Source organism: Microcoleus sp. T3_D1, assembly GCF_036700405.1.
Taxonomy (GTDB): domain Bacteria; phylum Cyanobacteriota; class Cyanobacteriia; order Cyanobacteriales; family Microcoleaceae; genus Microcoleus.
This window is the reverse complement of record NZ_JAUBOV010000068.1, coordinates 31,690-42,254: the sequence shown is the minus strand read 5'-3', so window position 1 is coordinate 42,254 and position 10,565 is coordinate 31,690. Positions and strand designations below refer to the sequence as shown.

The following is a 10,565-nucleotide window of genomic DNA, read 5'->3' as shown; positions in this document are numbered from 1 at the left end:
GGATAAGTGAAAGATTTGTAGTAATGAAGCCCTTTGAATCTGGGCTTGCCTCTACGATTGCCATTTTTATCGGGCGTGGTGAAATTTGAAAACGAAGTTTCCACTCTGTTGACGACATCTTGCAAAACCTGAGAGTCCAACACTTTATAATCAGGAAATAGCTTTTTTGTGTTTTTCAGGTCAGCCAGTTGTATGGTTTGCCACTGTACATATCCGCCTTCAATGTTCGATAAAACGTCACCTTTCCTGGTCAAAGGATTGCCTGACTCATCCTTTTTTCTACCATCCCTAGTTTGCACTCTCGTCAAAGGAATATTTTGATAAATTTCCTCAATCGGGACTATCGAAACAATCAAGGGGCAGGCGTTGATAGGTGTTCTCGTGGCTGACCACCACCTAAATCTATCGCCAAGTCGGTAGTTGTACTGCCGACGACAGAGCTCTAGGTGAGCCACCATCGTTGTTAGTTGGGCTTTGGTGGGTTTGAGGCGGTATTTGTAAGTGAGTTGCATTTTTTAACTTTCTTTTTTCGACCTTTGCATAGTATAGTTTGTGTATGTCCAAAATGCCACACCAAAGATTACCATTTCAACACTTAGGAAGTACATCGAAAATCAAGATACTTCCGAAGATTAATTCATAGTGGCTAAGTCTAATTGTCGGTTTCCGTCCCTCCACCCGACGCTTCTTTCCATCACGCGGGCGTAATTTATTCGGGGTACTTCGCACAGCGCTCAGATGTGTCCCCTCTAAATATACCGAGGGACTTCCCGGCTGGTAGTTAAAACAAATTGAAAAATTTATATGTTTTCCCAAATATCCTTGACTTATTTTTTTATATGTGATAAGGGATATTTTTAAACTCTTGTCGATTTGCCACTCCCGGAGGGTCAACCCTGTAAGTGTTGGGGAGCAGTTAATAGTTTACCTGGAATTTTCAGGCAGGGAGCATCGCCCGATCGGTAGACTTTCACATCTTGGAGGCGTGGTTTCCCCACAAAGTCCGTAAATTTGGGCAATACGCTCAAACAGCTAAGGATGCTTAACTCGGTATTGAGGAATCAAAGCTAAAGGACTCAGTATGGCGACAGCAGCAAGCAATATCTGCCATGCTCAAGGCATCGCCTACGAAACTAGCACCATCCTACCAGCGACGGTGCAATAGGTTTAAAGCAGCACTCAGGCGCAACTGGAGCGGGTTTTGCCGACGCCTGGTTAATACCGCAGTGGCGCGGCGCCAATTGAATCACTAAACTGGCTCAAAACAGACGGGTCGATTTGCTTGCCCGCAGCGGCGCGAAACTCTTAGTAAACAAATCGAGTAGCAATGTCGATGCTTTCATCGAGCCTGTATTCGATCGTTCAAGCATCAGCTTGCTTTCCTCTCGTCTGCGGGCAACAGCGGCCGGGAAGGAAAACAAGAGTCGATCGTGCAAAATTTTCGTCGAGTCTGCGCTCGCCTCCGGTTGACCAAGAATTTCAAAGCTGGTACCCGCCACGTGATTTATCCGTGGAATCAATCCAAAATCGAAAATCGAAAATTCTCAAGCCCCCGCATTTATCCGTGGGGTCGCCTCTAAAATCTAAAATCTAAAATCTAAAATCTAAAATCGATTGACCTTCGAGTTGAGGCAGCAGCACTGGCACTGTCCTCAAACCTCCCGTCACAGACTTGAGTTTCAAAACCTGCATACCGGGAGTCAAATTTTATACTTGAAAGCTAATGCCCTTGTAACCCAGCGCTAAGCGGACTTGGTGGCAGTAAGGGGATGTACGGAACAGTAGTAAAAGCATCAGACTACAACTAACACCCAACTTGAGACCTAGACCTCTGAGATGAAAAAATGCGAGGAGCGAACGATTTTTCACCTGGAGGCTAGGCTCGTTGGGCAAACACTCTCGGATCGCCCTAGTTAGGGAGACTTTTTAGGAGAAGGGGCAGGGGTAGTAGTTGCACCACCAGCCCCAGGAGTGGCTTTTGGAGATGCAGAAGAAGCAGGGGGAGTAGTAGTAGTGCCAGTGCCACCAGGGCCGCCCGGAGAGGGGCTAGGGGAGCTGGGGCTGGTGGTATCTCCTCCGCAGGCGCCGAGGGCTGCTGCCAAGCCCACTACCAAAGTCAAACGAATTAATCCCTTGTTCATAAAAACTCCTTAACATTGAAAACCCATCGCAAGGAAGGGAATAGTGTACTTGAGAAACAATGCTGGCACGAATAGCTCAACGATTCGCTCGTTGATTACAATACTGCATTTATTAATAAATTTCACATAGATTATCGCTAACCAGCAAAGATTTCTTTTTTTTGGCAAATCCTGAAGTCAAAGAGACCAGTGGTAGGATGGGTTGGTTGGCTTGTGAGGTATCCTTGGTAAGGATAACCGATCGAACGCAGATTGCCACAACGGGCGATCTGGGAGACAAAAAACTCTTAAGCTCAATCAAGCTGAAGCTACCCCACTTTACTTATTGGTGAACTCTATGACCGCTGCTATCAGATCCCCCGATTCTCCACGCTCCCGATCGACCCGCAAGCCCGCTGCTGGCCCAGCCAAAAGCAAAGTTACTTCTATTGCCAGAGCTAGGCGGGCGAAGACAGGGCCGGTATTGCCCAACTACTCGCCAGCAGACGAACAGGCTCAGGTTCGGCAGTCCGCATCGGTGCTGAAAGTCTTGCCAGATCGCCAGCAGCAGCCAGTGTGGTTGCGATCGCTCCTGCAGGCACAGCGCGCCTCCTCAGTGGTAGCAGTTATGCTTTTGGGCGGTGCTCTGAGTCTCTACGGCTTGACTGTTTACGGCGAGCAGCGCTGGAGTCAGGATTATCAAAAACTGGAAACTCTGCGCCTCCAAGAACAGCAGTTGAGTGCTGCTAGCGAAGTCTTGAAACACCAACTTGCTAAAGAAGCCCAAAATCCCGAAACCGGTTTGGCTCCACAGAATCCTGGGAACACGATTTTCTTGCAGCCGGCCCCTGAAACCCGATCGCCCGTTGCGGCACCAAATTCTGAGCCCGCTCTCAAGAAGGGAGGCGGTGTGGAAACACCGCTGGGCTATTAAGCCTGTGTCAAAGCCGAGAGCGCCCTCCGGGCCTTCCTTCTCCGAGGGCCTGAGAATTTGAGGATCTAATTTCCTTTTTGACTTTTTTGCAAGTCGCGATCGATTTTCTGCTTGCAACCGGAAGTTACAAGTTAAAAATAATTAACACCACTTCAAAAAACAGAATGCAACTGTAGGTCTGATCCAAACCCTGATAGCGATCGCTCATTCCCAAGTCTTGAATTTTCTCTTCTAAATTCTAAATTCTAAATTCTAAATTCTAAAACGCTCTAACTTGCTATTGAATTTTTAATGCCATGAGCTACGACCCCCGTTTTGACCGCTACAGATCGCCGAATTTCAAACGCCCAAAACAGGCGGGCGATTCCCTACGGGATAGCTTCGCCGCGCGTACTGGGTGGGAAAAACCAGCCAAACCTAGATATTCCGGCAGTTTCGGCCGATCGCCACAACAGACGGCTGCATCTTGGGGGCGACCGGTGGAGCGTTTAAAGCGCAGCAAGTTCCGTTTGTGGGCCGTGTGGGCGGTGTTGATGCTGGGGGGGCTGGGGCTGGCTGTGAATTTGTTTTATTTGCAGGTGACGCGAGCTCCGGCGCTGCGTAAACAGGCTCTTCAGCAGCAAACTCTCAAAACGAAGCCGTTTGTACCGAGACGCCCGATAATTGACCGCGCAGGGAATGTTTTGGCGATCGACAGACAGGTGTACACGCTCTACGCTCACCCGAAGTTGTTTAACCACTCGAAGGCGGAAATAGCGGCTTTATTGGCTCCGATGCTGGCGATCGAACTGACTCCGGGCACTACGTCGGAAACTGAACTGATACGCAGGTTTAATCTTGCTGAAAGCGGTATTACAATTGCGGAGTCTCTACCTCAAGAGGTTGCCGATCGCGTCGCTGGGATGCAAATTAAAGAGAGTCTGGTGGATGGCTTGGAGTTGCTGCGGCAGCAGCAGCGTTTTTACCCGCAGCAGGAGTTGGCGGCTGATATCCTCGGTTATGTGGACGGGGAACGGAAGGGACAAGCCGGGGTGGAATACAGCCAGCAGAATTTGTTGGAACGATCGATGCCGTCGATTCAGTTTAGCAGGTCGAGCAATGGGAATTGGGTGCCCGATCGGCTGACGGCGGGATTTGTGCAGCTTGATGACTTGAAATTGCAATTGACGATCGACAGTCGCTTGCAGCGGGCGGCCCGAAGTGTCCTCAAGGAAAAAATGAAGCAACACGATGCGAAGCGGGGCACAGTGATTGTAATGGATGCCAGTAACGGGGAATTGCTGTCAGTGGTAGCGGAACCTTCTTATGACCCGAATCAATATTTTAATTTCGATTTGTCGCGCTATAAAAATTGGGCTGTAACTGATGTTTATGAGCCTGGTTCGACTTTTAAAGCGATTAATGTGGCGATCGCTCTGGAAGCGGGTGCGGTGAAACCTAATACTGTGTTTAACGATGAAGGTCGGATTTACATGAATCCCTGGACTATCCAAAATTCCGATTACCAAAGAGCAGGAGCGCGCGGCCCTTCGACTGTTACTGAGATTTTGAAACATTCTAGTAATGTGGGGATGGTGCACATGATGAGAACCATGAAACCTTCTCTTTACTATCAAGCTTTAGAAAAACTCGGACTCGGACAAACAGCAGGAACTGATTTGCCTTTTGAAGTAAGCAGTCAACTTAAAAATCGAGAGCAATTTATTAACTCTCCTGTGGAAGTTGCTACTACTGCTTTTGGTCAGGGTTTTTCGATTACTCCGATGCAGTTGGTGCAGCTTAACGGCGCTTTGGCTAACGGCGGAAAGTTGGTGACTCCTCATGTTGTGCGGGGACTTTTTGATAGGGATGGTGAAGCTTATTGGAAGCTTCCGAGGCCGGTTCCAAAGCAGGTTTTTTCGCCGGAAACTACTAAGCAGGTGTTAGAAATGATGGAAACTGTGGTTGATGGTGGTACGGGGAAAGCTGCACAAATTCCTGGGTATCGGATTGCTGGAAAAACGGGCACGGCTCAAAAAGCTAATGCTGGTGGGGGTTATTCTGACAAGGCGATTATTACTAGCTTTGTGGGGATCATGCCTGTGGAGGCTCCTCGGTATGTGGTTTTGGCGGTGATTGATGAGCCGAAGGAGGGTTCTTCGGGGGGGACGGTGGCGGCGCCGATTGTGGAGTCGGTGATGGAGGCGCTGATTTCTATTGAGAAAATTGCGCCGAGTAAGAAGTAGTTGATTATATCTGAGATGTTGCACCGTCAGCAACAGGCTTTCTGGCCTGTTCCACAGGGAGCATCTCAGTTTTGCATTTACAGTGCGAGCGTCCCCGCTCGCGTATTGTACAATACGCGAGCGGGGACGCTCGCACTACAATAAAAAAAATGCTTTTTACAAAACTGAGATGCTCCCGTTCCACAAGAAAATTCACTCTTTGTGGAACAGGCCGAAAAGCCTGTTCTTGAGAATGGTGCAAGATGTGAGTTATATCGGAGATGTTGCGTCAGGAATTGACATCGAATATAAGCATCGACAACAAGGCTATTGAGGGCACGGCAATGCCGTTTCCCTACCCCAAAATAATTCATCGGGCGATCGGATGTAACGATCGCCGGATTTGTAGGGAAACGGCACTGCCGTGTCCTGATTTCGGGTAATATCGTTTTCCCTGACGCACCCTACATCAGTGACTCAGTAACAATATCTTTTGTTGTCGTTGGGTTTTAATTGTCTTTGGGAGGTGCGTTTATGTCCTAGGAGAGTGGAGATGATGATGCAGCGTTGGCTGTTTCTTAAGTTGGGATGATATAGTGTTAGGGTTCCTTTGGCTCTTATACTCGTTAGGGTGCAGTCGTGGTCGCTTCGAGATACGGGGCAACCTCTGTGGTTGAACATGACGCGCCGGATTGTGCCCTTTGTTTTTTGCTCGTTGTTTTCATTTACTTGGAGCACTGTTGTTTCATTTGTATCTATTTGAATTTGCGGTTCTAGGTTTTTCCATTGACTGGCTGCTACTTGGCCGGGGGGAATGTCGGCTGGATGGACTGCTACTTGTACGTTTTCTCCTACTTGTTTGAAGCTGGCTTGCCATGAAATTTTGGATCGTTTGGCGTTGCTGCGGGCAAGTTCCATTGCCCAATAAGCTCGATCGAGCGATACCTTTAAACGGTGGTTGTTGATAAACATTAGCCAAGAGGGGGCGACGATCGCACTAAATATTCCTATGATAAAAATAATTATCAATAGCTCAATCATGGTAAAACCTGCGGCAGGTGTAGTGGCTCTGCCTTTTAGCATTTTATTTATTGACACGTAGATGCACTCCCTGATATTTAGCTGGGCCAAAAAACAGCTAGGAGGAGCTATTTTTTATTGGGTATATTTTAACTTTGGGTTTGGCGAGTGTGTAGATCGGTATTTACTGAAAATTTATGCGACTTTAAAAAAAACTGCGGGTAAGAAAACGGCAGTCAGGAAACGGTAGTGCCGTTTCCCTACAGCAATTTTGTCGATCGGATCGCGAATTAAATAACTTACAATTTTAATTGTTATTGTGGGATGGGCGTCCCGCCCGTCCAAAAAGGACGGGCGGGACGCCCATCCCACTTTCAAGAGTGGAAGTTATTTAATTCTCATTCCATCGCCCGATCGCACGGATCGGATGTAACGATCGCCGGATTTGTAGGGAAACCGCACTACCGTACCCTGCTTTCGGGTAATATGGTTTTCCCTGACCAGGAATTTCAAAGGTAGTACCGGCTACGTAATTTATCCGTGGAATCAATCCCAAATCGAAAATCGAAAATCCTCAAGAAAGAGCATTTATCCGTGGGGTCGCCTCTAAAATCTAAAATCTAAAATCTAAAATCGATTGACGCACCCTACATCAGTGACTATTTGGTTTGAGAGGCGGGCGATCGCTCCTCCTGGACTAAATACTCCTGTTCCTAACGGTAAATTGTTATTAGCAAGGAGCCGTTTTGATTGGAAGACGAGCGACAATGACTATTAGAATATCAAAAGGATACAATTGTTAGCAAAAACAGCGGTGGCGGTGCTACTTATGCTAAAATTGCTGCGGCTAGGGAACTGGGAATTCCGGTTGTGATGGTGCAGCGCCAGCAGATTCCCGCTGTGGAGCAGGTTGCTGATGTTGAAGGGGCGATTTATTGGCTAATTCACCAGTTGAATTGAATTGAACCGCGAAGACGCGTTCGGCGAAGCCGTTCCCTTTCCCCGCAGGGGTTCGGTGAAGGGTAGGGTAGGACGCGAAGGAAGAGGGAGCAGAAGCGCAATTACCAATTACTCGGATTTCTGCTGACTATTCAAAGAGTTAAGATGATTGTTCATATCCTGCAAATATTTTGATAAAACAGGATACTGTGAAGTTGCTAGCAGTGCATCTTTTTTCTGGGTGACTGTTGTTTCTAATGGCAAAACGCGATAGTTATTTTTATTGTTCTGAGTATAGCGGTGTACCCAAGTAGGATATGTTTTTACATCTGTAATTTCTGTGGTTTTTTCGGGAAATTTTTTGCGAATATTTACTTGCAAAATCACGCCTAAGTCTGTATATTTTTTATTCTGACCGGAAATGAAGTTTCCCATTGAATAAATGGCTACAGCTTTGCGGGTTTTGCCATTTTGGCCGGGAAAATTAAAAATTTTGTAAGGTTGGACGACGTGGGGATGGCTGCCGAGAATGATGTCTGCACCAGCTTTTAATAGGTTTTCAACTAATTGTTTTTGTTGGGTGTTTGGCTGTCGCTGATATTCATCGCCAAAATGCAGGGAAATTGCGATAATATCTGCTCCTTGTTTGCGGGCTTTGGCAATGTCTTTGACTATCTTTTTTTCGTCGATTAGGGAAACTAAGTAATCTTTGCCTTTGGGTATGGGAATGCCGTTTGTGCCGTAGGTGTAGGCTAGCTTGGCTAATGAAATGTTGTTTTTGGTGCTGATAAAAGTGCGATCGGCTGCGGCGGCTGATGTGGCTGTTCCTATGGCAGCAATTTTGCGATCGCTCAGATTGGCGATCGTCCTAATTACTCCTTTTTCTCCCCGATCTAAAGCATGATTGTTCGCCGTTGTCAAGATATTAAATCCAGCTTTTTTAGTCGCATCCGCTAATTGAGCCGGTGCGTTAAATAGCGGATATCCCGTATATCCGCCCGCATCGGAGCCCGCTAAAGGTGTTTCGAGATTTCCGATCACCCAATCGCCTGTTGACAGGATACTTTTAACTGGTGCGAAGAAAGTGTCAAAATTGTATGTTTTCTTTTTTGCGTCGTAGCCCGATCGCGTTTGGGTACTGTGCATCATAATGTCGCCGACAGCAATTAGTTTGGCTTCTTTGATCTCAGACTTGGGTTGGGCGGGGACAGGGGTTGCTATTGGCGAGCGACTTTCTGTAGGCTGTGTGTTGGTTTGCTGGTTGATTTTTTGGGGTTGGATATTGCAGCTAGCCATTAAAAATGCAGCTATTACCGAGAGCGTCGGGGAAAATTTCATAATTTATCTATAGTAATTTATCGTGTTTATGGTATCATTAATAATCGCAATTTAGGCAGTTTTTTTTTTTGAACCACAGAGAGCACAGAGGAAAAGAAGAAAACAAAGATGTTGGCAAGTTTTGTTAGGATATCGATGGTTTGCTGGCTACTGGAGAAGGAATGTTTAAAAAATATTTGATTATTGGATTTATAATTTTTGCATCGGTTATCGGTTTAGGTACTTTGAGCTATGCTGAAAGTTCGGCAGATAAACCTTTTGAATTTGCCTTGATTGGCGATTTGCCCTACAGTGCCGAACAGGAAGCACAATTTCCTAGTTTGATTGCAGATATCAATCGATCGCCCGCAGCGTTTGTCGTCCACGACGGCGACATTAAAAACGGTTCTAGTGTCTGCGATGATGCAACTTTTGTCAGCCGCAAGCAGTTATTTGACAATTTTGAGATGCCGTTTATTCTTGCCTATGGCGATAATGAATGGACGGATTGCCACCGTTCAAAAAATGGCAGTTACGATCCAGTAGAAAGACTGGCTAAACTGCGGGAAATATTTAGCAACGGTAATCAAAGTTTGGGAAAGCGCACCTTAACTCTCACCCGTCAAAGCGAAAACCCGCAGTTTGCTAAATTCCGCGAAAATGTTCGCTGGATTTATCATGGAGTTGTGTTTTTCGCGATTAATATGCCGGGAAGCAACAACAATTTTGGTCGCACTCCCGAAGCAGATGCAGAATATGCCGATCGCAATTGGGCTAACTTAGCCTGGATCAAAGAATGTTTTGCTTTAGCCAAACGCAGCAACAGCAAAGGAATTGTGTTAGTTGCACAGGCAAATCCGGGATTTGAATTCGATCCGACGGACAAAAGAAGAAGTGGCTACAACGATTTTATCGCAACTCTGGAAACAGAAACAGGCAATTTCCCAGGGCAGGTTGTATTCGTCCACGGCGATACTCACTATTTCCGCATCGATAAACCTTTACCATATTTTACCGATGAGACTCAACTACCGAGAATGAAAAATTTTACTAGAGTTGAAACTTTTGGTTCTCCAAACGTGCATTGGTTGCGGGCTTTTTATGACCCGAAAAATCCTAATTTGTTTGAGTTTAAGCAGCAGTTTGTTCCGCAAAATTAGGCGAGGTAACACAATTTTTATGCAAGACAAATATTTTTTTGATTACACTGAAGATAGGTAGAATTGAGGAATTTATTTATGATAATCGCAACTGAGCGCCTCACCCTTGAAGAATTTCTGAAACTGCCAGAAACCAAACCTGCTAGCGAATATATTGAGGGGGATATTATCCAAAAACCTATGCCGAAAACAAAGCATAGCTTATTGCGATTAAAAGCCTGCAACGAAATTAATCAGGTGACGGAAACTCCCAAGATAGCTTATGCGTTTCCAGAGTTGCGGTGTACGTTTGGCGGTCGATCGATTGTTCCAGATATTGCGGTACTATTGTGGGAACAAATTGAATTTGATGAGAGCGGTGAACCGTTGGATGATGTGCTAATTGCACCGTATTGGGCGATCGAAATCCTGTCGCCACAACAAAGCTCAAATCGCGTAACTAGAAAAATTATTCACTGTCTTCAACATAATTGTCAGTTGGGGTGGCTAATCGATCCAGACGATCGATCGATTTTAGCGTTTTTGCCCAACCAACAACCGCAATTCTGCGAAGGTAGCGATGTCGTTCCTGTACCCGAAATGATTCCCCTGAATATCACCGCCGAACAGGTGTTTAGCTGGTTGAGAATGCAAGAATGAATCAGGGCGATCGTCTTTTTTTACATCACATCCGGTTTTAAATCTCCTTTTCTTTAAAGTCTCGCGTTGCGCGGAGGCAAGGGAAGTGTAGTTGCGGTTGAAACCGCCGATCGTAGGGGCGGGTTTCACCGACAATAATTGTTAATAATCGACAATATAGTAAACCCGCCCCCACCCAACGGTCAATCCCCATATATGTTTTTCTCCGGCGAGCAAAATCAAGGTTCATGTA

General features: G+C 46.3%; 11 protein-coding genes. 6 read left to right on the top strand and 5 right to left on the bottom strand.

Features of this window, described 5'->3' with window-relative positions; genetic code table 11:
- Together QT992_RS24905 and QT992_RS24900 are read right to left on the bottom strand one after the other, a co-directional pair.
- The coding region (locus QT992_RS24905) for a helix-turn-helix domain-containing protein (RefSeq protein ID WP_333377931.1) at positions 1-512 on the bottom strand (512 nt) is incomplete at its 3' end.
- Between the two features lie 1,401 nt (positions 513-1,913).
- The gene (locus tag QT992_RS24900) at positions 1,914-2,141 is read right to left on the bottom strand and encodes a serine protease (RefSeq protein WP_333342983.1); all 228 of its coding nucleotides are present in this window, start codon (positions 2,139-2,141) and stop codon (positions 1,914-1,916) included.
- Positions 2,142-2,478: 337 nt separating this feature from the next.
- Between QT992_RS24900 and QT992_RS24895 the strand changes: the two genes are divergently transcribed.
- The 3 genes from QT992_RS24895 (at position 2,479) to QT992_RS24885 (ending at position 5,701) form a co-directional block, all read left to right on the top strand.
- Positions 2,479-3,054, top strand: a complete 576-nt coding sequence (locus tag QT992_RS24895; RefSeq protein ID WP_333342982.1) for a hypothetical protein — start codon at positions 2,479-2,481, stop codon at positions 3,052-3,054.
- A gap of 296 nt (positions 3,055-3,350) precedes the next feature.
- Positions 3,351-5,279, top strand: coding sequence for a penicillin-binding protein 2 (locus QT992_RS24890; RefSeq protein ID WP_333322295.1), 1,929 nt, complete (start codon positions 3,351-3,353; stop codon positions 5,277-5,279).
- 275 nt (positions 5,280-5,554) lie between these two features.
- Positions 5,555-5,701, top strand: coding sequence for a hypothetical protein (locus tag QT992_RS24885; RefSeq protein WP_333377929.1), 147 nt, complete (start codon positions 5,555-5,557; stop codon positions 5,699-5,701).
- A gap of 34 nt (positions 5,702-5,735) precedes the next feature.
- On the opposite strand, the gene QT992_RS24880 is transcribed toward QT992_RS24885, so the two are convergent.
- Positions 5,736-6,341 carry a prepilin-type N-terminal cleavage/methylation domain-containing protein gene (locus tag QT992_RS24880; protein WP_333343094.1) on the bottom strand — a complete coding sequence of 202 codons (606 nt, stop codon included), beginning with the start codon at positions 6,339-6,341 and terminating at the stop codon, positions 5,736-5,738.
- Between the two features lie 732 nt (positions 6,342-7,073).
- Between QT992_RS24880 and QT992_RS24875 the strand changes: the two genes are divergently transcribed.
- Positions 7,074-7,238: a precorrin-6A/cobalt-precorrin-6A reductase gene (locus tag QT992_RS24875; RefSeq protein ID WP_333342865.1), complete on the top strand. Its 165-nt coding sequence runs from the start codon at positions 7,074-7,076 to the stop codon at positions 7,236-7,238.
- 108 nt (positions 7,239-7,346) lie between these two features.
- Here the strand turns inward: QT992_RS24875 and QT992_RS24870 are convergent, their stop codons facing one another.
- Positions 7,347-8,555, bottom strand: coding sequence for a CapA family protein (locus tag QT992_RS24870; RefSeq protein ID WP_333342864.1), 1,209 nt, complete (start codon positions 8,553-8,555; stop codon positions 7,347-7,349).
- 161 nt (positions 8,556-8,716) lie between these two features.
- Between QT992_RS24870 and QT992_RS24865 the strand changes: the two genes are divergently transcribed.
- Together QT992_RS24865 and QT992_RS24860 are read left to right on the top strand one after the other, a co-directional pair.
- A complete protein-coding gene (locus QT992_RS24865) occupies positions 8,717-9,694 on the top strand; it encodes a hypothetical protein (RefSeq protein WP_333342863.1) in 978 nt (325 codons plus the stop codon).
- A gap of 78 nt (positions 9,695-9,772) precedes the next feature.
- A complete protein-coding gene (locus QT992_RS24860) occupies positions 9,773-10,333 on the top strand; it encodes a Uma2 family endonuclease (RefSeq protein ID WP_333342862.1) in 561 nt (186 codons plus the stop codon).
- Positions 10,334-10,370: 37 nt separating this feature from the next.
- Here QT992_RS24860 and QT992_RS24855 read toward each other — a convergent pair.
- Positions 10,371-10,565 (bottom strand): hypothetical protein (locus tag QT992_RS24855; RefSeq protein ID WP_333322379.1); only part of this gene is annotated, 195 nt, incomplete at its 5' end.

Excerpts from the sequence above, each read along its gene's own strand:
- QT992_RS24900 (WP_333342983.1), bottom strand. The coding sequence starts at position 2,141 with ATGAACAAGGGATTAATTCGTTTGACTTTGGTAGTGGGCTTGGCAGCA.
- QT992_RS24895 (WP_333342982.1), top strand. The coding sequence starts at position 2,479 with ATGACCGCTGCTATCAGATCCCCCGATTCTCCACGCTCCCGATCGACC.
- QT992_RS24890 (WP_333322295.1), top strand. The coding sequence starts at position 3,351 with ATGAGCTACGACCCCCGTTTTGACCGCTACAGATCGCCGAATTTCAAA.
- QT992_RS24880 (WP_333343094.1), bottom strand. The coding sequence starts at position 6,341 with ATGCTAAAAGGCAGAGCCACTACACCTGCCGCAGGTTTTACCATGATT.
- QT992_RS24870 (WP_333342864.1), bottom strand. The coding sequence starts at position 8,555 with ATGAAATTTTCCCCGACGCTCTCGGTAATAGCTGCATTTTTAATGGCT.
- QT992_RS24865 (WP_333342863.1), top strand. The coding sequence starts at position 8,717 with ATGTTTAAAAAATATTTGATTATTGGATTTATAATTTTTGCATCGGTT.
- QT992_RS24860 (WP_333342862.1), top strand. The coding sequence starts at position 9,773 with ATGATAATCGCAACTGAGCGCCTCACCCTTGAAGAATTTCTGAAACTG.